The sequence below is a fragment of the Micromonospora arida genome, from assembly GCF_003857035.1.
Taxonomy (GTDB): Bacteria; Actinomycetota; Actinomycetes; order Mycobacteriales; family Micromonosporaceae; genus Micromonospora; species Micromonospora arida.
Window position 1 is genome coordinate 1 of the sequence record NZ_QGSY01000092.1, and the last position, 26712, is coordinate 26712.

The 26712-nt window shown below is 70.8% G+C and carries 24 protein-coding genes and 1 pseudogene; 11 read left to right on the forward strand and 14 right to left on the reverse strand.

All coding sequences use genetic code 11. The features are described 5' to 3' along the window. Positions 1 to 391 (forward strand): FkbM family methyltransferase (locus DLJ58_RS04005; protein WP_208740846.1); only part of this gene is annotated, 391 nt, incomplete at its 5' end. Positions 392 to 550: 159 nt separating this feature from the next. Further along, complete coding sequence (locus tag DLJ58_RS04010) at positions 551 to 1507, forward strand: LysR family transcriptional regulator (protein WP_124853910.1); 957 nt, start codon at positions 551 to 553, stop codon at positions 1505 to 1507. Here DLJ58_RS04010 and DLJ58_RS04015 read toward each other — a convergent pair. From DLJ58_RS04015 to DLJ58_RS04050, 8 genes are read right to left on the reverse strand one after another with little or no spacing between them, the layout of a single operon-like run. Further along, positions 1432 to 2670, reverse strand: coding sequence for a vWA domain-containing protein (locus DLJ58_RS04015; RefSeq protein ID WP_124853911.1), 1239 nt, complete (start codon positions 2668 to 2670; stop codon positions 1432 to 1434). The genes DLJ58_RS04010 and DLJ58_RS04015 overlap by 76 nt on opposite strands. Then, positions 2667 to 3527, reverse strand: a complete 861-nt coding sequence (locus DLJ58_RS04020) for an SRPBCC family protein (RefSeq protein WP_124853912.1) — start codon at positions 3525 to 3527, stop codon at positions 2667 to 2669. Before DLJ58_RS04020 ends, DLJ58_RS04015 begins: the two co-directional genes overlap by 4 nt. Next, positions 3524 to 4393, reverse strand: coding sequence for an AAA family ATPase (locus DLJ58_RS04025; RefSeq protein WP_124853913.1), 870 nt, complete (start codon positions 4391 to 4393; stop codon positions 3524 to 3526). The genes DLJ58_RS04020 and DLJ58_RS04025 overlap by 4 nt, the downstream gene beginning before the upstream one ends. Next, positions 4390 to 4965 (reverse strand): nucleotidyltransferase family protein, encoded by a 576-nt coding sequence (locus DLJ58_RS04030; RefSeq protein ID WP_124853914.1) that lies wholly within the window; start codon positions 4963 to 4965, stop codon positions 4390 to 4392. The genes DLJ58_RS04025 and DLJ58_RS04030 overlap by 4 nt, the downstream gene beginning before the upstream one ends. A gap of 3 nt (positions 4966 to 4968) precedes the next feature. Then, positions 4969 to 5835: an XdhC family protein gene (locus DLJ58_RS04035; RefSeq protein ID WP_124853915.1), complete on the reverse strand. Its 867-nt coding sequence runs from the start codon at positions 5833 to 5835 to the stop codon at positions 4969 to 4971. 10 nt (positions 5836 to 5845) lie between these two features. Further along, entirely contained in the window at positions 5846 to 8236 is a 2391-nt protein-coding gene (locus DLJ58_RS04040) for an aerobic carbon-monoxide dehydrogenase large subunit (protein WP_124853916.1), read from the reverse strand. After that, on the reverse strand, positions 8233 to 8781 hold the full coding sequence (locus DLJ58_RS04045) for a (2Fe-2S)-binding protein (RefSeq protein WP_091399278.1): 549 nt from the start codon (positions 8779 to 8781) through the stop codon (positions 8233 to 8235). Before DLJ58_RS04045 ends, DLJ58_RS04040 begins: the two co-directional genes overlap by 4 nt. A 2-nt stretch (positions 8782 to 8783) precedes the next feature. After that, positions 8784 to 9656: an FAD binding domain-containing protein gene (locus DLJ58_RS04050; protein WP_124853917.1), complete on the reverse strand. Its 873-nt coding sequence runs from the start codon at positions 9654 to 9656 to the stop codon at positions 8784 to 8786. A 118-nt stretch (positions 9657 to 9774) separates the two neighbouring features. Between DLJ58_RS04050 and DLJ58_RS04055 the strand changes: the two genes are divergently transcribed. After that, a complete protein-coding gene (locus DLJ58_RS04055) occupies positions 9775 to 10848 on the forward strand; it encodes an XdhC family protein (RefSeq protein WP_124853918.1) in 1074 nt (357 codons plus the stop codon). 138 nt (positions 10849 to 10986) lie between these two features. On the opposite strand, the gene DLJ58_RS04060 is transcribed toward DLJ58_RS04055, so the two are convergent. After that, entirely contained in the window at positions 10987 to 11385 is a 399-nt protein-coding gene (locus DLJ58_RS04060) for an NUDIX hydrolase (RefSeq protein ID WP_124853919.1), read from the reverse strand. A gap of 76 nt (positions 11386 to 11461) precedes the next feature. Here DLJ58_RS04060 and DLJ58_RS04065 point away from each other — a divergent pair, with 76 nt between their 5' ends. The 3 genes from DLJ58_RS04065 (at position 11462) to DLJ58_RS04075 (ending at position 14552) form a co-directional block, all read left to right on the forward strand. After that, positions 11462 to 11881, forward strand: a complete 420-nt coding sequence (locus DLJ58_RS04065; RefSeq protein WP_124853920.1) for an ASCH domain-containing protein — start codon at positions 11462 to 11464, stop codon at positions 11879 to 11881. A gap of 68 nt (positions 11882 to 11949) precedes the next feature. After that, positions 11950 to 12714, forward strand: a complete 765-nt coding sequence (locus DLJ58_RS04070; protein ID WP_124853921.1) for an ABC transporter ATP-binding protein — start codon at positions 11950 to 11952, stop codon at positions 12712 to 12714. Further along, positions 12711 to 14552, forward strand: coding sequence for a hypothetical protein (locus tag DLJ58_RS04075; protein WP_124853922.1), 1842 nt, complete (start codon positions 12711 to 12713; stop codon positions 14550 to 14552). The genes DLJ58_RS04070 and DLJ58_RS04075 overlap by 4 nt, the downstream gene beginning before the upstream one ends. 9 nt (positions 14553 to 14561) lie before the next feature. On the opposite strand, the gene DLJ58_RS04080 is transcribed toward DLJ58_RS04075, so the two are convergent. The 3 genes from DLJ58_RS04080 to DLJ58_RS04090 all read right to left on the reverse strand — a co-directional run bounded on the left by DLJ58_RS04080 (position 14562) and on the right by DLJ58_RS04090 (position 16497). After that, a complete protein-coding gene (locus tag DLJ58_RS04080; protein ID WP_124853923.1) occupies positions 14562 to 14999 on the reverse strand; it encodes a hypothetical protein in 438 nt (145 codons plus the stop codon). Further along, positions 14996 to 15565: a hypothetical protein gene (locus DLJ58_RS04085; RefSeq protein WP_124853924.1), complete on the reverse strand. Its 570-nt coding sequence runs from the start codon at positions 15563 to 15565 to the stop codon at positions 14996 to 14998. Before DLJ58_RS04085 ends, DLJ58_RS04080 begins: the two co-directional genes overlap by 4 nt. 227 nt (positions 15566 to 15792) lie before the next feature. Next, positions 15793 to 16497: a permease-like cell division protein FtsX gene (locus tag DLJ58_RS04090; protein WP_124853925.1), complete on the reverse strand. Its 705-nt coding sequence runs from the start codon at positions 16495 to 16497 to the stop codon at positions 15793 to 15795. A 101-nt stretch (positions 16498 to 16598) separates the two neighbouring features. Here DLJ58_RS04090 and DLJ58_RS04095 point away from each other — a divergent pair, with 101 nt between their 5' ends. The 5 genes and pseudogenes from DLJ58_RS04095 (at position 16599) to nrfD (ending at position 23190) form a co-directional block, all read left to right on the forward strand. After that, complete coding sequence (locus DLJ58_RS04095) at positions 16599 to 16970, forward strand: hypothetical protein (RefSeq protein ID WP_244218773.1); 372 nt, start codon at positions 16599 to 16601, stop codon at positions 16968 to 16970. Further along, a complete protein-coding gene (locus DLJ58_RS04100; RefSeq protein ID WP_124853926.1) occupies positions 16963 to 17760 on the forward strand; it encodes a PrsW family intramembrane metalloprotease in 798 nt (265 codons plus the stop codon). The genes DLJ58_RS04095 and DLJ58_RS04100 overlap by 8 nt, the downstream gene beginning before the upstream one ends. Positions 17761 to 17905: 145 nt before the next feature. Further along, positions 17906 to 21154: pseudogene (fdh, locus tag DLJ58_RS04110) on the forward strand (formate dehydrogenase); the annotation flags it as partial. A 30-nt stretch (positions 21155 to 21184) separates the two neighbouring features. Further along, entirely contained in the window at positions 21185 to 22228 is a 1044-nt protein-coding gene (locus DLJ58_RS04115; RefSeq protein ID WP_124853929.1) for a 4Fe-4S dicluster domain-containing protein, read from the forward strand. Further along, positions 22225 to 23190: an NrfD/PsrC family molybdoenzyme membrane anchor subunit gene (gene nrfD, locus DLJ58_RS04120; RefSeq protein WP_124853930.1), complete on the forward strand. Its 966-nt coding sequence runs from the start codon at positions 22225 to 22227 to the stop codon at positions 23188 to 23190. Before DLJ58_RS04115 ends, nrfD begins: the two co-directional genes overlap by 4 nt. Positions 23191 to 23276: 86 nt before the next feature. On the opposite strand, the gene DLJ58_RS04125 is transcribed toward nrfD, so the two are convergent. Then, positions 23277 to 24836 (reverse strand): OFA family MFS transporter, encoded by a 1560-nt coding sequence (locus DLJ58_RS04125; RefSeq protein WP_124853932.1) that lies wholly within the window; start codon positions 24834 to 24836, stop codon positions 23277 to 23279. Between the two features lie 231 nt (positions 24837 to 25067). Next, a complete protein-coding gene (locus tag DLJ58_RS04130) occupies positions 25068 to 26648 on the reverse strand; it encodes an MDR family MFS transporter (RefSeq protein WP_124853931.1) in 1581 nt (526 codons plus the stop codon). Positions 26649 to 26712: the final 64 nt, after the last annotated feature.

The following is a 26712-nucleotide window of genomic DNA, read 5'->3' on the forward strand; positions in this document are numbered from 1 at the left end:
GTGGGATGGCGAGGTATGGGATGCCGACATCGAAGTCCCGGTGGTCACCGTCGACGCGCTGATCGAGACGTACGGCGTGCCGACCTTTGCCAAGATCGACGTTGAGGGTTTCGAGGACGAGGTGCTGGCCGGCCTGAGCCGCCCACTGCTCGCGTTGTCGTTCGAGTTCACCACGATCGCGCGTGCGGTCGCCGCCCGGTGTCTCGATCGGCTGACCGCGCTCGGCTTCGACGGCTTCGACGTGGCGTTGGGCGACGACAAGTCGATGACGTTCCGACGTTGGATGTCCGCGACCGACCTGGCGACGCATCTGCACGAACTACCGCACGCCGCGAACTCCGGCGACGTGTACTGCGTGTCCGGGAGCCAGGCGGCCACCACCGACAGCTGACCGGAGCAGTCGTCACCCGCTTCGGTCCGGCGGTGAACGGCACCGGGCCCGACGATCAGATGATCGGCCGCTGGCGGTGGGACGGGCTGGCGCGGGATGATCGTCGTTCGTCTCGACGCCGAGCCGAGCCACGCGATCGCGGGGGAGAGGGTGACGCCGGTGACCCCGACACAGCTGCGCGCGTACGTCGCCGTGGTCCGGCTGGGCTCGGTCAAACAGGCCGCTGCGGAGCTTCAGGTCTCCGAGTCGGCGGTGTCGCTGCACATCGCCCAGCTGCGCAAGGAGTTCGGCGACAAGCTCTTCGCCCGGACGGCGGCGGGCCTCGCGTTCACCCCGGGTGGGCTGCGGCTGGCCAGTCGCGCGGCGGAGCTGCTGGGCCTGCAGGACCGCACCATGCTGGAGGTCAGCGCCGCGACGCGCGGGCGACGGATGCTGCGGGTCGCCGCGTCGAGCCTGTTCGCCGAGTTCGCCGCGCCGGGGCTGATCGAACTCTTCGCGAAGCGGGCCGCCGACCTCGACGTCGAGTTGAGCGTGCGCAACCCAGGCTCGTTCGAATCGCTGTTGTTGACCCGCGCCGCCGACATCGCGATCGGGCCGCAACCCTCGGTCGTCGACAGCGCCATCGGCTGCCGGCCGGTGATGAACTACCGGCTCGTGATCGCCGTCGGTCCGGAGCATCCACTGGCCGGCCTGGCGGCGTCCCCGGGGCAGCTGCGGGAGCAGACCTGGCTGCTCGGGCCGTCGGCCGCCACCGAGTGGGGCGCGGTCCCGGCGCTGCTGCGCCGGCTGGCCGTGCCGGAAGAGCGGCAGCAGATCTTCCAGAGCCACGCGGCCGCGCTGGGGGAGGCCAAGCGGGGCAGGGGGGTGGCACCGGCCCTCGCGTTCACCGTCGCGCCGGACATCCGTCAGGGCCAGCTCGGGCAGGTGGTGGGGCCGCACGCGACCATGGAGGCGGTGTGGCACGCGCAGGTGCTCGCCACCCCCGGTTCGATGTCGGCCGCCGAGGAACTGTCGCGCTTCTCGTCGACGCCGAGGGCGATTCAGGCGATGATGCGGGGCGCGGGCGTCAGCGTCGGCCACTTCCGGCCGTCGGTGCACGTGACGCTCTGGAGCTGACGGGCGACGACCAGCAGGTCCTGGAAGGTGCCGGCCGGCAGCATCCGGTCGCAGTAGGGGAGAGCGGCGGCCATGCCGCCGACCCGGGGCGTGAAGCCGGGCGCGCCGGCGCGGGGATTCAACCAGACGATCCGGTACGCGCGGCGGCTCAGCCGGGCCATCACCGCCGCCAGTTCGTCCGGCGGGTCGCTGTCCCAGCCGTCCGATCCGATCACCACCACCGCCCCGCGTACGGCGTCCGCGTGGTGGGAGGTGAGCAGGGAACGCAGGTTCGTGGCGATCCGGGTGCCTCCGTACCGGTCGGTCACGGCGGCGCTGGCCTGCGCGACCGCCTCGGCCGCCGACGTGTGTCGCAGCCCCACGGTGAGCCGGGTCAGCGTCGTCGCGAACGCGAACACCTCCGCGTCGGCGACCACCGTGAACGCCCGCATCAGATGCAGGTACGCGGTCGCCTGCGCCCGCATCGACTCACTGACGTCGCAGAGCAGCACGACCCGGCGTGGTCGTCGCACCGGTCGCTCGCGGACGACCTCGACGGGTTCCCATCCGGTGCGGCGGGCCCGGGCGATGGTGGGCCGCAGCGCGACCCGGGCACCGGTCGTGCCGATGGCGAACCGCCGGGTACGCCGGGTCGGCCAGCCGGCGACGGCCGCGCGCAGGGCGTCGCCGAGTTGTGCCACCTGCGCGCTGTCGAGTTCGTCGAACGGACGGTCGGCGAGCCCGCTGAGGGCGCTGGGGCGCCGCTCGGGCAGCAGCAGCGCGGTGTCGTGTGCCGGTGTCTCCGTGACGGCCGGCGGCAGCGTCGCCCACGGCAGGCCACCGCCGGAATCCGAGTCGTCGGTGTCGGCTGGCACCCGCACGTACACGTCGTCGTGAGCGTCAGGTGGGGACGCGGACCGCGACGGCCGGGGCAGCGGGGGCGGGTCCGCGAAGATCGCCGCGAAGACCCGGTCGAAGGCGGCGAGGTCGGCGTGCCGTCGGACCAGGCAGATTCGGGCGGTCCAGTAGAGCGACGACATCGAGTCGGGTGGGCTGGCGGCGAGCGCCCGGACGAAGTCGTCGACGTCGGTGAGGCCGGCCGCGACGCCGGCTCGTCGCAGCCGGCCGGCGAGCGCCACCGCGAACGCGGCCCGGTCGACCCCGCGCAGGACGCCCTGGCTCACCGGCGCGAGGCCAGCCAGGCGATCACCGCGCCCACGGCGACGAGACCGACAACGACGGGTACGAGGCGCTTGGTGATCGAACCGCCGGCGATGCTGAGCAGGTCGAGCGCCTCCGGCTCGGCAGCCGCCGCCACGCGGGTGGAACCGCCGGGCGACTCGACCGCCGACGCCGACGCCGCCGACGCCGCCGGGGCCGCCGGCAGTGACGGCGAGATCGGCGACGATGCCGCCGTCGAAGAGGCGGGCGACGGCGCGACGGGTGAGGGCTCGATCGGTGACGGCGCGACGGCGGCGGTCGTGGGTGCGGTGGCGACCGCTGTCGCGGACGCGGCGGGAAGCGTCTCGGGAGCTCCGGACGGCGGCGCGACGGGCTCGGAGTCCGCGCGTGGTGCCGGCACGGCCGGGGCCGAGTGGTCGGCCGCGAGCTTGGCCTCCAGGTTGGCGACGAACTGGGCCACCAACTTGCCCGACACCTCCTTGATCATGCCGCTGCCGAACTGGGCCAGCTTGCCGGAGATCTTCAGGTCGGTGTCCACGCTGACCAGCGTCCGGTCGCCGTCCGGCCGCAGGTGGGCGGTGACCAGCGCGGACGCGTTCCCCGTCGACCGGGCGTCGCGGCCCTTCGCGTCGATCACCCCGCGGTAGGCGGCGTCGTCCTTTTCGACGAACCGGGCGGTGCCCGCGAACTCCGAGATCACCGGCCCGACCTTGACCTTCACCCTGCCCCGGTAGATGTCACCGTCGACTCCGGTCAACTGGGCGCCCGGCAGGCACGGCGCGATCCCCTCCAGATCGGTGAGCACCGCCCACGCCTCGTCGATCGGGACAGCGACCGCGAACTCGTTCGTGATCTTCATAGCTGGCTCTCCTGGTAGGCGCCGAGCGCGGCGGCGACCACGGCGCGGTCGTCGGGGGTCTTGGCGATGGTGCCGATGGTCAGCGCGACGTCGTCGGCGGCGAGACCGGCGACGCCCAGCACGGACAGCGCGGCCACCCAGTCGATGGTCTCGGCCATCCCGGGCGGCTTTTCCAACTCGCGGCCGCGTACGCCGCCGACGAACTGGACGGCAGTCTGGATCAGCGGCTCTGTTGCGCCCGACACGGCGCGTCGGACGATCTCGACGGCGCGGGCCGGTTCGGGAAAGTCGATCCAGTGGTACAGGCAGCGGCGGCGCAACGCGTCGTGCAACTCCCGGCTGCGGTTGGAGGTGAGGACCACGACCGGCGGCTTGGCGGCGGTGAACGTGCCGAGTTCGGGGATCGTGATGCCGGCCTCGCCGAGGAACTCGAACAGCAGTGCCTCGAACTCGTCGTCGGCCCGGTCGATCTCGTCGATCAGCAGCACCGGCGGGACCGGCCCACGGTGGCGTACGGCCCGCAGGATCGGCCGTTCCTGGAGGTACTCGGCGCTGAACAGGTCAGCGTCGGTGAGCCGGGTGTGGTGCGCCTCGGCAAGCCGGATCGCCAGCAGTTGCCGCTGGTAGTTCCACTCGTAGAGCGCCTCGCCCGCGGTGAGCCCCTCATAGCACTGCAACCGGATCAGCGGTGTCTCCAGCGCGCGGGCCAACGCCTTCGCGGCGGCGGTCTTGCCGACCCCCGGCTCGCCCTCCAGCAGCAGGGGCCGGCCGAGGCGCAGAGCCAGGAACAGGGCCATCGCCATGCCGTCGTCGACCAGGTAGTCGACGGCGTCGAGGCAATGCCGGACGGCCTGGGCGTCCTTCATGCCTCGCCCGCCAGCAGGCGCTCGTAGTCGGCTCGGGTGTCCACGTCGATCGGCACCGGCCCGTCGACGGGCACCTCGGTCACCGGGTGACGCCCGGAGTGCAGGAGCTTCCAGACGGCCTTGTCGCCGTGCAGGTCGTACAACTCGGGCAGGACCTCGCGGCCGAAGCGGAAGGGGTGGCCCAGGCCGTCCGCGTACCGGCACACGGCCAGCGGGGTGCCCGCAGCGGCGACCCGGCGGACGTCCGCGGCGCGGACGCCGGGCTGGTCGCCGAGGAGCAGCACGAGCGCGTCGGCGCGCGAGTCCACCGCACGCGCGGCCGTGCTGACCGACGAACCGCAGCCGGTGCTGAACGCCGGGTTTTGCACGACCTGGCACCCGGTCAGGTCGACCCGGTCGCGTACATCGCTCGCCGCGCCACCCAGGGTGACGAGCAACTGGTCGAAGCCGCACGAGCGGGCCAGGTCGAGGGTGGCGTCGAGCAGCGTCCGCCCCCGGTACGGCAGCAGCTGCTTCGCCTCGCCGAGCCGCACCGACGCGCCCGCGGCGAGCACCAGGCCGGTCAGGAACACGGGTCACGCCGCCGCGTAACTCGCGAGGCAACCGGCGCAGCAGAACCAGAAGTCCTGCCCGTCGACGCGCGCGTGCGGCGTCTCCGTCCCGACCAGCACTGTCATCCCGCACACCGGGTCGACGGCCTGCTGCGGTCGGGCAGCCGGCGCACCGGAGGCCGGGGCCAACCCGTCCACCCGGATGGCCCGGACCACCTCACCCATGATCGCCAGGGCGATCTCCGCCGGCGTACGCGCGCCGATCTCCAGCCCGGCCGGGGTGTGGACGCGGGCGCGTTCCGCGTCGGTGAGGCCCAGTTCGTCGAGCAGGGCCACGCCGCGTTTGCCGCTGGCCACCAGCGCGATGAAACCGACGCCGGCGTCGAGCGCGGCCCGGATCGCCTCCGGCTCGCCCTTGCCCAACCCGGCCACCACCACCGCGGTGCACCCGGTGCTGTCGTCGGCGGCGACGACGTCGAAGTCGAGGAACGCTGCGAGGGTCGCCACGGCGGCGCTGATCGGGGTGTCACCGACCACGCGCAGCGCCGGTGCCGGCAGTATCGGTCGGAGGAAGACCTCGATCGCCCCACCTGAGTGGCACGGGTTGACCACCACCCGCGCCCCCGGCGAGTCCGGAAACGGGGCCGCGCCCTCCGGCAGCACCCGCAGCAGCAGGGCGGTCCCGTCGCGCAGGGTGTCGAGGGCGGCGGCCCGCACCGAACTCTCCGCGCACACCCCGCCCACGAAACCCTCGATCGAGCCATCGGACCGGATCACCGCGTCGTCGCCCGGCCGGGCCGACGTCGGATCCTGCGCGCGGACCACTGTGGCGTGGACGAACGGCTCCCGGGTGTCGGTCAGCTCCCGGGCGCGTTCGGCGATGGTGGTCATCCTCGGCTCCTCAGATCGGCGGCCGGGCCTGGCCGCGCATCGCGTCCCAGACCCGCGACGGCGTCAGCGGCATGTCGGCGTGGCGGACGCCGAAGGGCTTCAGGGCGTCCACGACCGCGTTGACGATCGCGGGCGGCGAACCCACCGTCGCGGACTCACCCACGCCCTTCGCGCCGATCGGGTGGTGCGGCGACGGGGTCACGGTGAAGCCGGTCTCCCAGTCGGGCACTTCGAGGGACGTCGGGATCAGGTAGTCCATCAGGGACGCGCCGAGGCAGTTGCCGTCCTCGTCGAACGCGATCATCTCCATCAGCGCCATGCCGACCCCGTCGGTCAACCCGCCGTGCACCTGCCCCTCGATGATCATCGGGTTGATCCGGGTGCCGCAGTCGTCGACCGCGATGAACCGTCGTACCGTCACCTGTGCCGTGCCGGGGTCGATGTCCACCACGCAGATGTACGCGCCGTGCGGATAGGTCAGGTTCGACGGGTTGTAGCAGATCTGCGCCTCCAGGCCACCCTCGATGCCCTCGGGCAGGTCGCCCGCGCCGTGCGCGCGCAGGGCGATGTCCTGGATCGTGACGGACCGGCCCGGGTCACCGGCGACGTGGAACGCGCCCTTCTCCCACTCCAGGTCGGCGACCGACACCTCGAGCATCCCCGAGGCGATGATCCGGGCCTTGTCGCGGACCTTCCGGGCTACCAGGGCCGCCGCCGCGCCCGAGACGGGCGTCGAGCGGCTGCCGTACGTGCCGAGGCCGAACGGCGTGTTGTCGGTGTCGCCGTGCAGCACCTCGATGTCCGACGGGGGGATCCCGATCTCCTCGGCGACGATCTGCGCGAACGTCGTCTCGTGCCCCTGACCCTGCGACTGCACGCTGAGGCGTACCACTGCCTTTCCGGTCGGGTGAACGCGCAGCTCGCAGCCGTCGGCCATGCCCAGCCCGAGAATGTCCATGTCCTTGCGCGGCCCGGCGCCGACGGCCTCGGTGAAGAACGCGATGCCGATGCCCATCAGCTCGTCCCGGGCGCGCTTCTCGGCCTGCTCGCGGCGCAACTCGTCGTAGCCGGCCATCTCCATCGCGAGCCGCATCGTCGGCTCGTAGTTGCCCGAGTCGTACACCCAGCCGGTCTTCGTCGTGTACGGGAACTGCTCCGGCTGGATGAAGTTCTTCAAGCGCAGCTCGGCCGGGTCCATGCCGAGTTCGTCGGCGAGGCAGTCGACAATCCGCTCGACCAGGTAGACCGCCTCGGTGATCCGGAACGAGCAGGCGTACGCGACACCGCCGGGCGCCTTGTTGGTGTAGACCGCGGTCATCTTGCAGTACGCGGCCTCGATGTCGTAGCTGCCGGTGAAGACCCCGAAGAAGCCGGCCGGGTACTTCACCGGGGCGGCGGTGCCGTTGAACGCGCCGTGGTCGGCCAGCACGTTCGTGCGGATGCCGAGGATCCGGCCGTCGCGGGTCGCGGCGATCTCCCCGCGCATGATGTAGTCGCGGGCGAAACCGGTGCTGATCAGGTTCTCCGAGCGGTCCTCCATCCACTTCACCGGCTTGCCGGTGACGATCGAGGCGACGATCGCGCAGACGTACCCGGGGTAGATCGGCACCTTGTTGCCGAACCCGCCGCCGATGTCCGGCGAGATCACCTGGATCTTGTGCTCGGGCAGGCCCGCCACGATGGCGTAGAGGGTGCGGTGCGCGTGCGGGGCCTGGGTGGTCGACCAGAGCCGCAGCTTGCCGTCGACCGCGTCGTAGTCGGCGACCGCCCCGCACGTCTCCATCGGCGCCGGGTGCACCCGCGGGTAGACGAGATCCTGACTGACCACGACGTCCGCGCGGGCGAAGACCGCCTCGGTGGCCGCCTCGTCGCCGGTCTCCCAGTCGAAGCAGTGGTTGTTCGTCTTGCCGTCCAGATCGTCGCGGATCAGCGGTGCGTCCGACTCCAACGCCCGGCGCGCGTCGATCACCGGGTCGAGAACGTCGTACTCGACGTCGATCAGCTCCAGCGCGTCACGCGCCGCGTACCGGTCCTCGGCGACGACGAACGCCACCTCCTGGCCCTGGAAACGCACCTTGTCGGTGGCGAGCACGGCCTGCACGTCGTTGGAGAGCGTCGGCATCCAGGCCAGGTTCTGCTGCGCCAGCATCGCCCCGGTCACCACCGCCTTCACACCCGGCGACGCCTCGGCGGCGCTGGTGTCGATGCTGACGATCCGGGCGTGCGCCACCGGCGACCGGAGGATCGCGAGGTGCAGCATGCCGGGCAGTTGGACGTCGTCGACGTACCGGCCACGACCACGCAGGAAGCGCGGGTCCTCCTTGCGCAGCATCCGGCCGTACCCGACGGGCTTCTGGTCGTTGTCGTGGAACGTGTCCACGCGCTCGTGCACAGTGGTCATGCCACGGCCTCCGCGGGTTGGCCGGCGTTGTCGATCTCGCCGGCCTCGGACGATTCGGTGGTCTCGGTGACCTGGGCGGCGGCCTGCGCCTCCGCCACGGCGGCCCAGCGGACCGAGCGCACGATGGTGGCGTAACCCGTGCACCGGCAGATCTGACCCGAGATCGCCTCCCGGATCTCCGTCTCGCTCGGGTCGGGGTTGCGGTCGAGCAGCGCCCGAGCGGTCATCATCATCCCCGGGGTGCAGAAACCGCACTGCAGACCGTGGCACTGCATGAACCCCTGCTGGATCGGGTCCAGCTCGGCGCCCTTGGCGAGGCCCTCGACGGTACGTACCTGGTGGCCGCCGGCCATCGCCGCGAGCACCGTGCACGACTTCACCGGCTCGCCGTCGAGCCAGACCACGCAGGTGCCGCAGTTGCTGGTGTCGCAGCCCCAGTGCGTGCCGGTCAGACCCAGCACGTCGCGCAGGAAGTGCACCAGCAGCAGCCGGGCCTCGATCTCCCGGGTGACCTCGACGTCGTTGACGGTCATGGTGACCTGCATGCTCAGCTCCTCGCCCGTTCGACGGCCCGGCGCAGGGTCCGCCGGGTCAGCTCGGCGGCCAGATGCCGCTTGTAGTCCGCGCTGCCGCGCTGGTCGGTCACCGGGTCGCAGCTGTCCGCCGCGATCGCCCCGGCTTGCTCGTAGAGGCTCTCCGAGGGTTCCCGCCCGCGCAGCGCCGCCGAGATCGCCGGGATGCCCGTGGTGTTGGGGCCGACCGCCGCGAGCCCGACCCGGGCGTCGACGATCGCGCCGCCGTCGAGCCACACCGCCGCGCCCGCCGACACCACGGCCCAGTCGCCGGCCCGGCGCTCGACCTTGGCGTACGCGCTGCCACAGCCGGGCCGTACCGGTAGCCGGATCTCGACCAGGATCTCGTCGTCCGCGACGGCCGTCTCGTACGGCCCGACGTGGAACTCCTCCATCGACACGACCCGCTCCGCGCCGCCCGGACCACGGATCACGCACCGCGCGTCCAGCGTCGTGCAGACCGCAGACAGATCCTCGGACGGGTCGGCCTGGCACAGCGAGCCGCCCAGCGTGCCCCGGTTGCGCACCACCGGGTCGGCGATCACCCGTTCGGCGTCGGCGAAGATCGGGAACGCCGTCGCCAGCACGGGGGATTCGAGGAGTTCCCGATGGCGGGTCAGCGCACCGATGCGGACCTCGTCCGGGCCCGCCTCGACGTAGCCCAACTCGCCGTGCAGGTCGTTGATGTCGATCAGATAGTCGAAGTTGGCCAGCCGGAGCTTCATCATCGGCAACAGGCTGTGCCCGCCGGCGATCAGGCGGGCTGTCCCGCCCAGCCGCTCCAGCAGGCTGATCGCATGGTCCACACTGGTGGCTCGCTCGTACTCGAACGGTGCCGGCACCTGCATGTCGCACCTCCGCAGTCCGGCAAAATCTCTGCCCGGCGGTGGTCAAAGTCAACGGCGACCTAAGCAACTGCTTAGGTCGCCGTTGACGGTGCCGCCGGGGCTCGCGGATCGTGCGGCCATGCGGGACATCGTCGACGGGCTGGCCGGCTGGCGCGCCGCGGGCGTCGCGTTCGCCGTCGCGACCGTCGCGCGGACCTGGCAGTCCGCGCCCAGACAACCTGGCGCGGCGATGGCCGTCTCGGCGCACGGAGACGTGGTGGGCAGCATCTCGGGCGGCTGCGTCGAGGGCGCTGTCTACGAACTCTGCCGGACCGCGATCCAGACCGGCGCGGCGCACACCCAGACCTTCGGCGTCAGCGACGACGACGCGTTGGACGTCGGTCTGACCTGCGGTGGCACCATCCAGGTCCTGGTGCAACCGAGCGTCGCGATGACCGAGTTCGATCAGGTCCTCGCCGCGATCCGCGATGGCCGTCCGGTCGCCACCGCATCGGTCGAGAACGCCCAACTGGTGATCTGGCCCGATCGGGTCGCGGGGAGCCTCGGCGCACCCGACCTGGACGACGCGGCGGCCCGGCAGGCGACCGGGATGCTGGCCCTCGGCGTCACCGGCACGATCCACCTGGGCCGGCAGGGGCAGCAGCGCGGCGACGAGGTGGCCGTGTTCGTCCAGTCGTACGTGCCACCACCCCGGATGATCATCTTCGGTGCGATCGACTTCGCCGCCGCGATGGCCCGGATCGGCAAGTTCCTCGGCTACCACGTCACGGTCTGCGACGCCCGCCCGGTGTTCGCCACCCGTGCGCGTTTCCCGGACGTCGACGACCTCGTCGTCCGCTGGCCGCACGCGTACCTGGAGTCGACGACCGTCGACGACCGCACGGTGCTCTGCGTCCTGACCCACGACCCCAAGTTCGACGTGCCGCTGCTCCAGGTCGCCCTCGCCACGCCCGCCCGTTACATCGGCGCGATGGGCAGCCGGCGTGCGCACGACGATCGGATGCGCCGGCTGCGCGAGGCGGGTGTCCCGGAGAGCGCGCTGGCCCGCCTCTGCTCACCGATCGGGCTGGACCTGGGCGCGCGGACGCCGGAAGAGACGGCCGTGGCGATCGCCGCCGAGATCACCGCCCAGACCTGGGGCGGCTCGGGTCGCCCGCTCAGCGACCTGGCGACCCCGATCCACCACACCTGACCGAGGGTCGATTCGTCGGCGCGGTTCGGTCCCATCGATCATGGAGATGTGGTGCCAAACTTCGCACTGTAGAAGCGACTTTGTCGCCCACCACAACTGCATGATCGTCGAGGCAGGGCGGGTTGACGACCGTTGACGCTAGATCATGCGCAGGATCAGCGCGGTGGAGACCGCCAACTCGCGGTCGAGCACCTCGTCTCGGGGGATGAACACCATGGCCTGCCCTTCGCCGACCACCACGTCCTCCTGACGAGCCGTGGTGCTGCCACGGAACACGTGGACGGTCACGGTGTGCGGAAAACCCGCTTCGTACGGCCGGGGTCCGCTCCACAGCGGGTGCAGCTCACCCGCCGTCAGACCAGTTTCCTCCAGCAGTTCGCGGCGGGCCGCCGCCTCCGGTGACTCGCCGGGCTCGACATGGCCACCCGGCAGGCTCCACTGGCCCGGCGAGACGACCGCATCCTCGTCGCGGTGTTGCAGCAACACCGCGCCCGACGGATCGACGAGCAGCACGAGGGCGACATCGTAAGTGGCCATGATCAGACCGTGCCACGTCGCCGCGAGCATGTCGACGACGGTCAGTCCGGCGTGCTGGGTCGCGTACGCTCCGCGGATGGACCTCGACGATCTTCCGCTTGCCGAGTTCGCGTTTCCGGGGCCACTGCGCGACAAGCTCGTGGGCGCGATCCTGTCCGGGGCGAAGACGTCGACGACGGGCCTGCTGATCGGGTACGAGTGCGCGAACGAGCCGCTGCCCGAGGTGGGTCAACTGTCGGCCGTGGTTGACTCCACCGGCCGGCGGATCGCCGCCATCGAGCTGACCGACGTACGGGTGGTCCGGCTCGCCGAGGTCGACCTGCCACACGCCCTGGCCGAGGGGGAGGGCGACGAGTCGGTGGCGCGGTGGCGTGCGGGGCACGAGGCGTTCTGGCACAGTGCCGAGGTGCGCGCCGAGCTGGGCGACCCGCACTTCACCGTGGACGACGACACCCTGGTGGTGACCGAACGCTTCCGGCTGGTGCACGTCGTCTGAGCGTCCATCCTTTGTGGACCGCCTAGCGGCGGGCCACGCGGTCGTGCAAGGTCACCTATGCTCGGCGCGTGATCCCCCCGGCACTAGAGATCCGTGGCCTGGTCAAGACCTTCGCGGCGCATCGCGCGGTGGACGGCATCGATCTGACCGTCCACCCCGGCACCTTCCACGGCATCGTCGGGCCCAACGGCGCTGGCAAGTCCACCACCATCGGGATGGCCGTCGGCCTGGTCACCCCGGACTCCGGGCAGATCCGGATCCTCGGCCACGACGCGCTGCGCGAGCGCGGCCTCACCCGCGCGCTGACCGGCGTGCTGCCCGACGGCCTCGACTTCCCGGAGCGCCTCACCGGTGCCGAACTGCTGCGCTACAGCGCCGGCCTGCGCGGGCTACCCCGGGCCACGGCAACCGACCGTGCCGCCGAACTGATCGACGTGCTCGGCCTGGCCAAGGGCGCGGGCACCCCGCTGGCCGACTGTTCCACCGGCACCCGCAAGAAGCTGGGCCTCGCCCAGGCGCTGCTGCACGCGCCCCGGCTGCTCGTGCTCGACGAACCGTTCGAGGCGGTCGACCCGGTCTCCGCGGCCACCATCCGCCAGGTGCTGCGCCGGTTCGTGGTCGGCGGCGGCACCTGCGTGCTGTCCACCCACTCGATGCTGCTCGTCGAGCAGATGTGCGATGAGGTCACCGTGATCCATCAGGGCCGGGTGGTCGCCGCCGGGTCGGTCGCCGAGGTCGCCGCCGGCGGCAGCCTGGAGGACCGGTTCGTCGAGTTGGTCGGCGCCGAAGCCTCCGGCAGCGCCGGTCTGGACTGGCTGACCGGGGCACGATGAGCACGCAACTGACCGCCCCCGGCCAGCTGGGCGGCACCCTCGGCGCGATCATGGTGCCGGCCCGGATGCGCGCGACGATGCTGCGTCGCTCGCTGCGCGAACACCCTGGCCCCACGGTGGCCGGCCTGGTCGGTCTGCTCGCCGCCGCCTGGTTGATCCGGTACGCGCTCCGCGGTGACCAGCACACTCTCGGCCTGCTGGCCGGGGCGTGGGTTCTCGGCTGGATCGTCCTGCCGTTGCTGCTCGGCGGCGGGCGCGGCCGGGTCCGCCCGGCCCACCTGCGGTTGGAGCCGATCGGCGGGGTCCCGGCAGCGATCGGCCTGCTCGCCGCGTCGGCGATCGGTATCGGCCCGGCCGTCTCGCTGGTGGCACTCGCCGCGCTGCCGGTGCACGCCGCCCGGTACGGCACCGTCGCGGTCCTCGTCACCGCCTTCGGCGCGGTGCTGCTCTGGCTGCTCGGGCTGATCGGCTCGGCCATCGCGCTGGAGGTCGTCGGCCACGCCGGCGGTCCGGCCGGTGCGCTGCTCACCGGCGTCTTCACCGGCACGGCGATGGGTGTCGCCGGGTCGCTCTGGGCGGTCTTCCCGTGGGTGTCGGTCCTGCTCGTGGCAGCGCCGGGGGAGGTGGTCCGGGCCATGGCGTACGTGCCGAGCGCCTGGCCGATCGCCGCCGTGACTGGGCCATCCGGGCAAGGGGTGCGCCTGATGGCGACCCTGGTGGGCATCGTGGCGCTCTGCGCCGCCGCGTACATCATGCTCGTCCGAAGGGTGATCGCCGCCGGTGCGCCGTTCCGGCCGCGCCGGACCACGGCGGCGTCACCGGCCGCGGCTGAGCGCGAGTGGCTGGGGTGGGTGCCGGCGGCGACGCGGGCGGTCGTCGGCCGTGAGCTGCGGGCCTGGGTGCGGCATCCGTTGCGGTTGCAGTATCTGGCGTTCGCTGTGGTGTACGGGGCGCTGCTCGCCGGACTGCCGCTGCTGTCCGACGTGGACCTGCTGCTGCCGTGGGCGGGACCGCTGGCCGTGCTCGGCGCGGCGGCGATGTCCGCCGGGCTGGTCGGGCTGGACGGCACCGCGTTGTGGCTGCCGCTCACCACGCCCGACGGCGAACGGGCCGAGGTCAGGGGTCGGGCCTTGGCGTGGTTGGTGCTGGTCACCCCGATCGGCGTGCTGCTCACCGTCGCGGGCATCCTCCTCGCGCCCGACATCGACCCCTTGGCCGCGCTTTCCACCCTGCCGGCCCTGCTCGGCGCGGGCGCGTCGGTGCCGGTGTGGGTGTCGCTGCTGCGCGTACGCCCGGTAGCCGACCCGCGGCACCCCACTGCGGCCGACAACCCGACCGACATCGTCAGCGTGCTGGTCGCCACCGCTGCTGGGCTGCTCGCCGCCGCGCCGGTGCTCGCCCTGGTGATCTGGGGCCCGCCGGAGGCGGCACCGCTGCTACCGGTGGTCGGGCTGCTGTCCGGGGTGGCGACCTGGTGGGGTGGCGTGTGGCTGGCCGACGAGCGGTTCGCGCGGCGCGGCACGGCGGTGCTCGCCGCGGCCGGTCAGCGGAGCCGGCCCCCGGAGACGGTGCTCCCGCTGACCTGGGACATGCAGTGGTATCGGGAGAACAAGTCGACCGCGTGGGCGCTGGGGTTGCTGACGGTCGGGTGGATCCCGGTGATCCCGCAGGGGCTGATGCCGCTGGTGTTCGGGATAGACAGCGGGTGGATCGTGGCCGGTCACCTGAGCGGGAGCGCGCACACGGCGGTGGGGTTGGCGATGGTCGGTCTGGGCGTCGCGATGCTGCTCACCGGCCTGGTGCTGTGGGATCGTCGACCGCAACCGGGCGGCCCCTGATCCACAGCTCTACCACAGCTCGAGCTGGCCTTCGATCTCGTCCGTGTGTGGCTCGCGTAACTGCCAGAGCCGGACCACTCCAGCGTCGGCGTCGTGCGTCATCCACCGTCCGTCTCCACCGGCGGACCGGATCGAGTTCTGGGGCATGTCGATGCCGTAATCCATCACGGTCTGCGGGCGCAGGGTGCGGGTGGAGAGTAGGAGATGCTGCTCGGCGTCGCTCTCGTCGGTTGCGACGCCGACCATGACCCAGTCGTCGGATACGACTGCTGCGGCCTCGTACATCCGGTAGTCGTCGGAGTCGCCGAACTCGGGGACGTCGTCGTAGCGGCGCTCCACCCGGGCGCTGTCGTCGGCAACATCGCGTATCGCGATCCAGCCGCTGCCGTGCGGCATGGAGAGGTAGAAGCTCCCGCCGGCGTTGATGTCGGCCAGGCAGCCGTTCATGGTCTGCCCGGCGAGCAGCCGCCGAGCAGCCGCCGATCAGCCGTCGTCCAGCGGTAGCTGAGGCAGGTCTCCGGTCCCACCGCGATGTGCAGCCCGACGTGTTGTCGATTGGCGTCCAGGATGAATGTGGCAGAGCCTTCAACGGTCTGAAGGGGGCGCCGGTCCACCTCGGCACCGCCACTGGACGCGTCCAACACGACGAGTTGGTCGCCGGCAGCGTCGGGCACAAACAGCCAGAGAAGATCGTCCCCGGCCAGGTGACAACTCGGCCGGGGCCAACCTGTCGACAAGACCCTCCCGTGCTCGACCGCCCACCGGACGCGGCCATCAGCGCTGCGGACCTGCACCTGTCGTGGTCCCACAAGCGCGAACCGCGACCGCTCCGGAGCCACGCCGACGGCCAGGATCGGGTCCGCGTCGGAGGGCTCCCATGCCAGCGCGACGGTCAGGTCCGAGTGCAACACGCGCAGCGAACGATGGCTCCACACCAGTAACCCCGTGCCGGTCAGCCACTCGACGAAGGTCGACGGCGTCATCACTGTCTCGGCGATCAGCAACGGGCGCACAGCCGTGAGCCTACGCACGACGAGAAGCCGCGACGGCACTCGCCATCTTGTATGGGCCGGCCTACAGGACCTGCCGCCCGTGCCAGACCCCGCGACGGGGGACTCCCTCCCGAGGCGTCCGGGACAGAACACTGATTAGACGGCGATGCCTACGTTCCGGTCGCGGCGCGGAGCACGGCTACATCGACACTGACCACGCCAAGGGCGGGCCGCCTTCAGGGGTGCGACTACAGCATTTCGACGGGAACCAGATTGACGCCGTCGACGCCGTCGAGCTTCATCAGGTGTGACACTCCAGAGCCCTTGCCGTTCAGGGGATGCGCGAAGCGCCACGACTCGTGCGGCATCGGTGGTTTGAGCTGCGTGCTCAGGTCGCCCTTGCCCCGGCAGCGCTGACGCAGGCGCTCGTACGCGGCGTCACGGTCCTCGAACCCGACCGACGTCGCGTGTGGCAGTCCGCCGACAGCGGCCTGGATCGCGGCTCGTTGCTCGCTGGTCGCCGAGGATTTCAGCCGAACGATGACCCCGATCCGGGAGGGCCGAGGCTCGGCGTCCGCGATCCTGAACGACACCCCATCGACACCGTCGACCTCGGCCATCACCAGCTCGATCGCCTCGGCGATCAAAGAGTCGGTGACGGTGGCGTGAACCAACTCGGGCGCGTACTCCGGCTTGAGATTCGCCAGCAGGTCGGGCTGGTCCTTGAAATCGACCTTGGAGCGCTCGTACACCTGATCGCGGGTTTCGAGAGCCACCCCTTCGACACTTGGCATCGACCGAAGGCGCTGCTGCACGGCGTCTCTCTGCGTCGCCGTCGCGTCGTCGTTCAGAAAGACGGTCAACGCGACGTCCCCAGCATCGATGGGCTTCCCGGTGCAGGTCGACAGGGCCAGTAGGAGTGTGAGTGCCAGGGATCGTGCCACGCGACGCATGGGCGGATCGTAGGTGATCGTGAAGCACGAAGACGTCCCCGTCGGCTGCGGGCGACGCTGGGGAAGGTCGCCGGTTATGAAAGATCGCTTAGTCTCGGCTCGTGGATGACGGACTCCTTCGCCGGCTCCGGGCTGAACAGGCCCGAGCGCTGCTCGACGACGCCGACCCGCACCACGCGGTGATGCTGGCCTGCGACCTGTTGGTGGCTGGCGTCGACGGCGACGCCGTGGTGGCACTCGCAGCGGAGTCAGCTCGGACACTGCCGGCGCATGACGCCAGCCGGCGCCTTGCGGCAGTCAGTGCCGAACTCGGGCTTCCGGAACCGGACCTGCCAACCGCGGTGGCGCTGGTCGCGGCCGACACCTGCGAGAGGATCCTCGACGGGAGCGCGCGCAGGTGCGGAGTCGTCACGACCTCAGTCCCGTGGCTGGTCTTCGTAACCTTGGTCCGCCAGACTGCGCGGTATGGGTGATCGTTGGCGCCGGTGGGCGTGGGTCGGTGTGCTCGTCATCGGGCTGATCCTTTATCTGGCGGTGCTGCGGACCCTGGTCAGCACCAAGAATCCGAACTTCGTACCGGCGTTGATCCTGCTCGGGGCGACGTTGGTGCCATTGACGTTCCTGACGTTCGCACAGGCCCGGACCGGGCGGTGGCAGGTGCCGGCGCCGGTGCTGGTGACGTCGGCGTTCTTCGGTGGTGTGATCGGCACGGTGGTCGCCGGCACCCTGGAGTACGACACCCTGCGCGGCCTCGGCACCCTGCCGATGCTGTTCGTCGCGTTGATCGAGGAGTCGGCGAAGCTGATCGTCCCGGTGGTGCTGCTGTTCACGGTGGTGGCCCAGCGTCGGCGCCGGGTGCCCTCCGACGGGCTGATCATCGGCATCGCCGCCGGCATGGGGTTCGCCGCGCTGGAGACGATGGGCTACGCGTTCAGCGCGCTGCTGAGTTCGCAGGGCAACATCGGCGCGGTGGAGCAGACGCTCTTCATCCGGGGCCTGACGGCGCCCGCCGGTCACACCGCCTGGACCGGGCTGACCGCCGGCGCGCTCTGGGCGTTGCTGGCGAGCCCGAGCGTCGCTCGGCTCTTCGGGTTCCTCGGCACGTTCCTCGGTGTCGTCGTCCTGCACACCCTCTGGGACACGTTCTCCGGTTCGCTGGTCTTCGTCGTGTTGGCGATCATCAGCATCGGTTGGTTGTTCTGGGAGCTGCGCCGCTACCGGACCTTCAGCGACCAGCACATGGGCCAGTTACAACCGCACTGACCAGCGCCGTTACCCCATGCCTCTCCCGGCCCGCACCACAGGCTGGGGGAGGCATGACTGTTCGTGATCCCGCTGCGACCGGGCCGGCACCTCATCTAACGTCAGAGTGTTCATATTTGGCGGGATTGGTCGGGAAGGTGCGGCGATGGGGGTGCGCAGCTGGTTCGAGGGCTGGCCGGTCTACCGCCAACTCACCGGCACGGACCCGCTGGGCCGGGGTGCCGCGGCGAAGTCCGACGGGTCCCGCGCGCTCACCGCCCGCACCGATACCGCCGATTCGATGGCGCGGTCCGTCTGCCCGTACTGCGCTGTTGGTTGTGGTCAGCGGGTGTTCGTGAAGGACGGGCAGGTCAGTCAGATCGAGGGCGATCCGGACAGCCCGATCTCGCGGGGCCGGCTCTGCCCGAAGGGTTCGGCCAGCAAGAGTCTGGTCACCAGCCCGCTGCGGCAGACCACGGTCCGCTACCGCCGGCCGTACGGCACCGAGTGGGAGAACCTCGACCTCGACACGGCGCTGAACATGATCGCCGATCGGGTCCTGGCCGCCCGGGACGAGACCTGGGAGGACGTCGACGCCGAGGGTCGACCGCTCAACCGGACGCTGGGTATCTCCAGCCTGGGCGGGGCGACGCTGGACAACGAGGAGAACTACCTCATCAAGAAGTTGTTCACCGCGATGGGGGCTCTTCAGATCGAGAACCAGGCCCGTATTTGACACTCCTCCACCGTCCCCGGTCTGGGGACCAGCTTCGGTCGTGGCGGCGCCACCCAGTACCAGCAGGACCTGTCGAACTCCGACGTCATCGTCATCCAGGGTTCGAACATGGCCGAGGCGCACCCGGTGGGCTTCCAGTGGGTGATGGAGGCCAAGCGTCGGGGGGCGAAGGTCTTCCACGTCGACCCGCGGTTCACCCGTACCAGCGCGGTGGCTGACTCGTACCTGCCGATCCGGGCGGGCACCGACATCGCGCTGCTCGGCGGGGTGGTGCACTACATCCTCGACAACGAGTTGGACTTCCGGGAGTACGTCGTCGCCTACACCAACGCAGCGACCATCGTGACCGAGGAGTACGCCGACACCGAGGACATGCACGGCCTCTTCTCCGGCTTCAACGACGACAATGCCACCTACGACCAGGCCAGTTGGCGGTACGAGGGCCACCCGCAGGACCAGACGACCCGCGACAGCGAGACGCAGCGGGAGACGGCGGCCGGGCTGGAGAACGAGTCGCACGGCGCGCCGGTCGGCGGCGAGACCGAACGTGACGAGACGTTGCAGCACCCGCGCTGCGTCTACCAGATCCTCAAGCGGCACTTCGCCCGCTACACCCCGGAGATGGTGGAACGGGTCTGCGGCATCCCGCAGGAGAAGTTCCTCGAACTGGCCCACGCGTGGACGGAGAACTCCGGCCGGGACCGGACCGGCATGCTCGTCTACTCGGTGGGCTGGACGCAGCACAGCGTCGGCGTGCAGTACATCCGCACCGGCGCGATCATCCAGCTCCTGCTGGGCAACGTGGGCCGTCCGGGTGGTGGGGTGATGGCCCTGCGCGGGCACGCCAGCATCCAGGGCTCCACCGACATCCCGACGTTGTTCAACCTGTTGCCCGGTTACCTGCCGATGCCCCACCATGCCGAGCACCCGACCCTGGACAAGTGGGTGGACAGCATCGCGCACCCCGGGCAGAAGGGCTTCTGGGGCAACGCCCGCACCTACGGCGTCAACCTGCTCAAGGCGTACTGGGGTGATGCCGCCACCGCCGACAACGACTACTGCTACGGGTACATGCCGCGGATGACCGGCGACCACGGCACCTACCAGCAGGTGCTCGACATGATCGACGGCAAGATCAAGGGCTACTTCCTGCTCGGGCAGAACCCGGCGGTCGGGTCGGCGCACGGCCGGGCGCAGCGGCTCGGCATGGCCAACCTCGACTGGCTCGTGGTCCGTGACCTGTTCATGATCGAGAGCGCCACGTTCTGGCAGAACGCGCCGGAGATCGAGACCGGCGAGATCGTGCCCGAGCGGTGCCGCACCGAGGTGTTCTTCCTACCGGCCGCCTCCCACGTGGAGAAGGAGGGCACCTTCACCCAGACCCAACGGCTGTTGCAGTGGCGGGAGAAGGCCGTCGAGCCACCAGGCGACGCCCGCTCCGAACTCTGGTTCTTCTACCACCTCGGTCGCGTCATCCGGGAACGGCTGGCGACGTCGACGAAGCCGCGCGACCGTGCGCTGCTCGACCTCACCTGGGACTACCCCACGCACGGCCCGCACGCGGAGCCGAGCGCCGAGTCGGTGCTGCGCGAGATCAACGGGTACGACGTGGCCACCGGCCGTCCGCTGGCGTCGTTCACCGAGATGAAGGACGACGGCTCCACCGTCGGCGGTTGCTGGATCTACACGGGGGTGTACGCCGACGGCGTCAACCAGGCGGCCCGCCGCAAACCCGGCTCGGAGCAGTCCCTGGTGGCACCCGAGTGGGGTTGGGCGTGGCCGGCCAATCGGCGCATCCTCTACAACCGTGCGTCCGCCGACCCGGACGGCAACCCGTGGAGTGAGCGCAAACGTTACATCTGGTGGGACGCGGACAAGAGCGAGTGGACCGGCTACGACGTGCCGGACTTCGAAAAGACCAAACCGCCGTCCTACCGGCCGGCGCACGACGCCTCGGGTGTGGCGGGCATCGCCGGCGACGACCCGTTCATCCTTCAGGGCGACGGCAAAGGCTGGCTGTACGCGCCCACCGGCGTCCTCGACGGACCGATGCCCACCCACTACGAGCCGGTCGAGTCGCCGGTGCGCAACCCGCTCTACCGGCAGCAGGCCAACCCGACCCGCAAGGTCTACACCCACCCGATCAACACGCTCAACCCGAGCCCGCCGCAGGAGCACAGCGACGTCTTCCCGTACGTGTTCACGGTCAGCCGGCTCACCGAGCACCACACCGCCGGTGCGATGAGCCGCAACGTGTCGCCGCTGGCCGAGTTGCAGCCCGAGATGTTCGTCGAGGTGTCGCCGGAGTTGGCGGCCCTGCGTGGGTTGAGTCATCTGGGCTGGGCCCACCTGGTCACCAGCCGGGCGGCGGTCGAGGCGAAGGTGCTGGTGACCGACCGGGTGACGCCGCTGCGAGTGGATGGCCGGATCATCCACCAGGTCTGGCTGCCGTACCACTTCGGTTTCGAGGGCCTGGTGACCGGCGACTCGGCCAACGACCTGTTCGGCATCACCCTCGACCCCAACGTCCTGATTCAGGAGAGCAAGGTCGGCACGTGCGACGTCCGACCCGGACGACGCCCCAGAGGACAGGACCTGGTGGACCTCGTCGTCGACTACCGGCGGCGGTCGGGAAACCTCGTCCACCGCTACCCGCCGATGGTCACGACCGACGTCGCCGACAGCAGCAGCGACCAGGAGGCCTGACCGATGCCCCATGCCAACGCCCTGTACGGGCCGCTGGACCCCGCACCGGACGCCGGCTACGAGAACGCGCCGCCGCGGATGGGGTTCTTCACCGACACCAGCGTCTGCATCGGCTGCAAAGCGTGCGAGGTGGCCTGCAAGGAGTGGAACGGTGTCCCCGAGAGCGGGCTCGACCTGCTGGGCATGTCGTACGACAACACGGGCGCGCTGACTGCCAACTCGTGGCGGCACGTCGCGTTCGTGGAGCAGCCCCGCTCGGCCGGCTGGGCAACCCCGGCATTCGCGGGTGATCCGGACGGGCCGGCGATCAGCCCGGCGACGGCGGCGGTCGGCGCGCGTACCAGCACCGACACCGGAACGGACCCCGGCCTGCCCACCGGCTCGCCCGCCGCGGCGGCCCGCATGTCGGGCGGGCCGGAGTTTCTGGGGATGCCGGGTGCGCAGCCGCCGGGCCGGGGTTCGGGTGCGGAGGGGCGGACGGACTTTCGCTGGTTGATGATGTCGGACGTGTGCAAGCACTGCACCCACGCGGCCTGTCTGGATGTCTGCCCGACAGGTTCCCTGTTCCGGACGGAGTTCGGCACCGTGGTGGTGCAGGAGGACATCTGCAACGGCTGCGGTTACTGCATCTCCGCCTGCCCGTACGGCGTGATCGATCAACGCAAGGATGATGGTCGGGCGTGGAAGTGCACGCTGTGCTACGACCGGCTCGGGGTCGGCATGACGCCGGCGTGTGCGCAGGCGTGCCCGACGGAGTCGATCCAGTACGGGGAACTGGACGAGTTGCGGGAGCGGGCCGCCGCGCGGGTGGCGAAGCTGCATGAGCGGGGCGTGCCGGAGGCGCGGTTGTACGGGCACGACCCGAACGACGGTGTCGGTGGTGATGGTGCGTTCTTCCTGCTGCTGGACGAACCGGAGGTGTACGGGCTGCCACCGGACCCGATCGTGACCACCCGCGACCTGCCGGCCATGTGGAAGCGTGCCGGCCTGGCCGCGATGACGATGGCGGTCGCCACGGCGGTCGCGTTCCTGGGCGGGCGGCGATGACCCGCGGCGGTGAACGACTCACGGTGCCGCCGGCCGACTTCGCCTCCTACTACGGCCGGCCGGTACTGAAGCCGCCGGTGTGGAAGTACGACATCGCCGGCTACCTGTTCACCGGAGGCCTCGCCGCCGGAAGTGCGCTGATCGGCGCGGGCGCCCAACTGACCGGACGACCCGGGCTGCGCAAGGTGGGCCGTTGGACGGCCCTCGGCGGCGTCGCCGCCAGCACGTACCTGCTGGTCCACGACCTCGGCCGGCCGGCCCGGTTCCATCACATGCTCCGGGTGGCCAAGGTGACCTCGCCGATGTCGGTCGGCACCTGGATCCTCGCCGCGTTCGGCCCGCTGGCCGGCGTGGCCGCGGTCGCCGAGCTCGCGCCGCTGCTCCCGCAGCACGGTGTGCTCGGCCTCGCCCGTCGGATCGCACCGCCCATCGGCAACGTCGCCGGCCTGGCTGCCGCGGCCACCGCGCCCGCGCTGGCGACGTACACCGGGGTGCTGCTCGCCGACACGGCCGTGCCGTCCTGGCACGACGCCTACCCGTCGCTGCCGTTCGTCTTCGCCGGCAGCGCGCTCGCCGCGGCGTCCGGGGTCGGCCTGATCGCGGCACCGGCCGCCGAGACCGCCCCACTGCGACGACTCGCCCTGGCCGCCGCGGCCATCGAGTTTGGCGGAGGGCACCAGCTGGAGCGGCAGGGCCTCACCAGCGAGCCCTACACGCACGGACGCAGCGGCCGGCTGGTCAGGGCGGGACGCGCCCTGCTCGCCGTGGGCACCGCCACCGCCCTGCTCAGCCGGCGCAGCCGGGTCCTGTCGGCGATCTCCGGCGCCGCCCTCGTGGCATCGTCGGTCGCCACCCGGTTCGGCGTCTTCGAGGCGGGACGGGTGTCGGCCCGCGATCCGAAGTACACGGTCGTGCCACAACGGGAGCGGCTCAACGAGAACCGGTCGGTGACCCCGCTCTGAGCGGATCGGCGAAACGGAAGGCGCCCCTTTCGAGGGGCGCCTTCCGTTGCGATGCGAGAGGTCCGGCGGCGTCGGGCCGCCGCGCGTCAGCCGGTGAACAGCTTCGCGGCGGTGATGGCGGTCTGGACGATGCCGTAGCCAAGCAGCACCGCGACCAGCAGCCACGACAACCAGAGCCGCCCGGTCTGGCTACCGACGTGCGGCGGCGCGGGCGGCTGGCTGTCCGGCCCGAGAGCGACCGGCTCGGTGACGGTGGCCTTCGCCACGGGCGAGGTAGGCCCTCTGTTCGGTTCGTGGAACCGCTCGGGCACGGAACGCACCAGCAGGTTCGCGATGAACCCGATGGCGAGGATGCCGACCATGGTGAACAGCGCGGGCCGGTACGCAGCCGCCGTGAGGGTGCCGGGCTTGCCCTGTGTGTCGAGGATCCCGTTGACGATCAGCGGGCCGGCGACACCCGCGGCCGACCAGGCGGTGAGGATCCGGCCGTGGATGGCCCCGACCTGGAAGGTGCCGAACAGGTCACGCAGGTAGGCGGGCATGGTGGCGAAGCCACCGCCGTAGAAGGAGATGATCGCGGCGGCGATCAGCACGAAGACCGCGGTCGCGGAGTGGCCGGCCACGGCGAGCAGCACGTACAGCACCATGCCGACGCCGAGGTAGACCATGTAGATGGGCTTGCGGCCGATGAGGTCGGACGTCGTCGACCAGACGAACCGCCCAGCCATGTTGAACAGCGACAGCACCCCCACGAAACCGGCCGCAGCCGACACCGAGACCGCGGTGGCGGTCCCGTTGTCCCGGAAGAAGTCCTGGATCATCGGGCTTGCCTGCTCCAGGATGCCGATGCCCGCGGTGACGTTGCAGAACAGCACGATCCACAGCAACCAGAACGACCGGGTACGCACGGCGTTCGACGCCGACACGCTCGCCGTCGTCACCAGGGGCTTGGCGGCGACGCTCGCGGGGTCGAACCCGGCGGGCCGCCAGTCCGGCGCCGGAACCCGGACGTTGAACGGCCCGAACATCATGATCACGAAATAGCCGATGCCGAACGTGACGAACAGCGCCACGAGGGCGCTGCCCGATGCCACGGCGGCCGGGTTGTTGGGGTTGTAGCCGGAGTCGTAGAGGGAGAGCAGTTGGCGCGCGAGCGGGCCGGCGACCAGGGCGCCGCCGCCGAACCCCATGATGGCCAGCCCGGTGGCGAGGCCGGGGCGGTCCGGGAACCACTTGATCAGGGTCGAGACGGGCGAGATGTAACCGATGCCGAGCCCGATGCCGCCGATGACGCCGTACCCGAGGTAGAGCAGCCACAGCTGCTGGGTCGCGATGCCGAGCGCGCCGACCAGGAACCCGACGGCCCAGAAGCACGCCGAGACGAACATCGCCCGGCGCGGTCCGTTCTTCTCCACCCAACGGCCACCCACCGCCGCGGACGAGCCCAGCATGACGATGGCGATACTGAAGATCGCCCCGATCGCCGTCTGGCTGGTGTCGAAGTGCGCGATGAGGGAGTTCTTGTAGACACTCGTCGCGTAGACCTGGCCGATGCACACGTGCACGGCCAGTGCGGCGGTCGGGATGAGCCAGCGGCTGTATCCCGGGGGAGCGACCGTGTGCCGAGGATTGAAGACCGACAGCATGGGCATCGTCCACACCTCCTGCGGCCGAACAGGCCGCGACGTTGCCGAGCTGTCCGACCCGGCAGTTGGCCGAGCGGCGCCGCCGCAGTGGCGGCCCGGCGCACGTCTGGCGTCAGCCGTTGACCGGCTCAATCTCACTTTACGTGGCAACGCGTTCACACCATGTCGTTACCGAGAAACGCGAAACGGGGGCGGGCCAACCGGCCCGCCCCCGTTCTGCTGGCGTACGACTCAGTGAATCGCGACCTTTGCCGCCGCCTCCTCCTGGACGCGTCGTTCCTCCCCGCTGAGGGTGTGCAGCGGCTTCTCCTTGATGAACAGCACGACGACCAGCGCGAGCAGCGCGAACGGCGCGCCGACCAGGAAGAGGTCCGCGGTGGCGATGCCGTACACGTCCTGCACGATGCGCAGCACCGGCTCGGGCAGCGTGGACAGGTCGGGTACCTCGGCGGAGCCGCCGCCGGCGGTCGCCGCCGGGCCGAGCCGCTCGGTCGTCAGCGAGGTCACCCGACTTGCCAGGACCGCGCCGAGGGCGCTGACTCCGATCGCGCCGCCCATGCTGCGGAAGAACGTCAGCACGGAGGTGGTGACGCCGAGTTCGTGGGCCGGTACGTCGTTCTGCGCGGCGAGCACGAGGTTCTGCATGAGCATGCCGACGCCGATGCCCAGCACGGCCATGTAGATCGACAGCACGACGACGCTGGTGTCGGCGTCGATGGTGCCCAGGAGCAGCATCCCGACGCTCATCACCGCGGCGCCTGCCACCAGGTAGGCCTTCCACCGGCCGTACTTCGTGATGAGCTGTCCGGCGATCGTCGACGAGACGAGCAGGCCGAAGATCATCGGAAGGCTCATCAGGCCGGCGACGGTGGGCGACTTGCCCAGCGAGATCTGGAAGTACTGGGACAGGAAGACGGTGCCGCCGAACAGCGCGACACCGACCAGCACGCTGGCGACCGTGGCCAGCGAGACCGTGCGGTTGCGGAAGATGCCCAGCGGGACGATCGGCTCGGCGGCGCGCGATTCGACGAGCACGGCCAGCGCCAGCAGGACCAGACCACCGACGACCATCAGGGCCGTCCAGCCGGAGGCCCACTCGAACTTGTTCCCGGCCAGGGACGACCAGATCAGCAGCGTGGAGACACCAGAGGTGATGAGCAGGGCGCCCAGCCAGTCGATCTTCGCCTTGCGGCGGATGACCGGCAGGTGCAGGGTGCGCTGGAGCAGGGCGATGGAGATGATGCTGAACGGGACGCCGATCAGGAAGCACCAGCGCCAGCCCAGCCACGACGTGTCGACGAGCAGGCCGCCGATCAGCGGACCGGCGATGGTGCCCACACCGAAGACCGCGCCGAAGATGCCGGCGTAGCGGCCCAGCTCACGCGGCGGGATCATCGCCGCCATGACGATCGTGGCCAGCGCCGTCATGCCGCCGGCGCCGATGCCCTGGACGACACGGCTGAGCAGCAGCACCTCGACGTTCGGCGTGAAGCCCGCGATGAGCGAACCCACCACGAACAGTCCCAGCGACAACTGGATCAGCAGCTTCTTGCTGTACAGGTCGGCCATCTTGCCCCAGAGCGGCACCGTCGCCGTCATGGCGAGCAGTTCGCTGGTGACGATCCACGTGTAGACGGTCTGGCTGCCGTTCAGGTCCGCGATGATCCGCGGCAGCGCGTTCGCCACCACCGTGGAGGCGAGGATGGACACGAACATGCCGACCATCAGGCCGGAAAGGGCCTGGAGAACCTCCCGACGCGACATGCGCGTGCCGACCTCGGCGGTGTCGGCGGGCGGGACGGTGGTGGTCATTGACGCTCCCTTGGCGGGTTTGTGGCGGGGTGACTGGCCCCGGAGCTGATGCGGCGGGGCGGGG

Excerpts from the sequence above, each read along its gene's own strand:
- DLJ58_RS04020 (WP_124853912.1), bottom strand. The coding sequence starts at position 3,527 with ATGAAGATCACGAACGAGTTCGCGGTCGCTGTCCCGATCGACGAGGCG.
- DLJ58_RS04025 (WP_124853913.1), bottom strand. The coding sequence starts at position 4,393 with ATGAAGGACGCCCAGGCCGTCCGGCATTGCCTCGACGCCGTCGACTAC.
- DLJ58_RS04035 (WP_124853915.1), bottom strand. The coding sequence starts at position 5,835 with ATGACCACCATCGCCGAACGCGCCCGGGAGCTGACCGACACCCGGGAG.
- DLJ58_RS04040 (WP_124853916.1), bottom strand. The coding sequence starts at position 8,236 with ATGACCACTGTGCACGAGCGCGTGGACACGTTCCACGACAACGACCAG.
- DLJ58_RS04045 (WP_091399278.1), bottom strand. The coding sequence starts at position 8,781 with ATGCAGGTCACCATGACCGTCAACGACGTCGAGGTCACCCGGGAGATC.
- DLJ58_RS04050 (WP_124853917.1), bottom strand. The coding sequence starts at position 9,656 with ATGCAGGTGCCGGCACCGTTCGAGTACGAGCGAGCCACCAGTGTGGAC.
- DLJ58_RS04055 (WP_124853918.1), top strand. The coding sequence starts at position 9,775 with ATGCGGGACATCGTCGACGGGCTGGCCGGCTGGCGCGCCGCGGGCGTC.
- DLJ58_RS04060 (WP_124853919.1), bottom strand. The coding sequence starts at position 11,385 with ATGGCCACTTACGATGTCGCCCTCGTGCTGCTCGTCGATCCGTCGGGC.
- DLJ58_RS04065 (WP_124853920.1), top strand. The coding sequence starts at position 11,462 with ATGGACCTCGACGATCTTCCGCTTGCCGAGTTCGCGTTTCCGGGGCCA.
- DLJ58_RS04075 (WP_124853922.1), top strand. The coding sequence starts at position 12,711 with ATGAGCACGCAACTGACCGCCCCCGGCCAGCTGGGCGGCACCCTCGGC.
- DLJ58_RS04080 (WP_124853923.1), bottom strand. The coding sequence starts at position 14,999 with ATGAACGGCTGCCTGGCCGACATCAACGCCGGCGGGAGCTTCTACCTC.
- DLJ58_RS04090 (WP_124853925.1), bottom strand. The coding sequence starts at position 16,497 with ATGCGTCGCGTGGCACGATCCCTGGCACTCACACTCCTACTGGCCCTG.
- DLJ58_RS04100 (WP_124853926.1), top strand. The coding sequence starts at position 16,963 with ATGGGTGATCGTTGGCGCCGGTGGGCGTGGGTCGGTGTGCTCGTCATC.
- DLJ58_RS04115 (WP_124853929.1), top strand. The coding sequence starts at position 21,185 with ATGCCCCATGCCAACGCCCTGTACGGGCCGCTGGACCCCGCACCGGAC.
- nrfD (WP_124853930.1), top strand. The coding sequence starts at position 22,225 with ATGACCCGCGGCGGTGAACGACTCACGGTGCCGCCGGCCGACTTCGCC.
- DLJ58_RS04125 (WP_124853932.1), bottom strand. The coding sequence starts at position 24,836 with ATGCTGTCGGTCTTCAATCCTCGGCACACGGTCGCTCCCCCGGGATAC.
- DLJ58_RS04130 (WP_124853931.1), bottom strand. The coding sequence starts at position 26,648 with ATGACCACCACCGTCCCGCCCGCCGACACCGCCGAGGTCGGCACGCGC.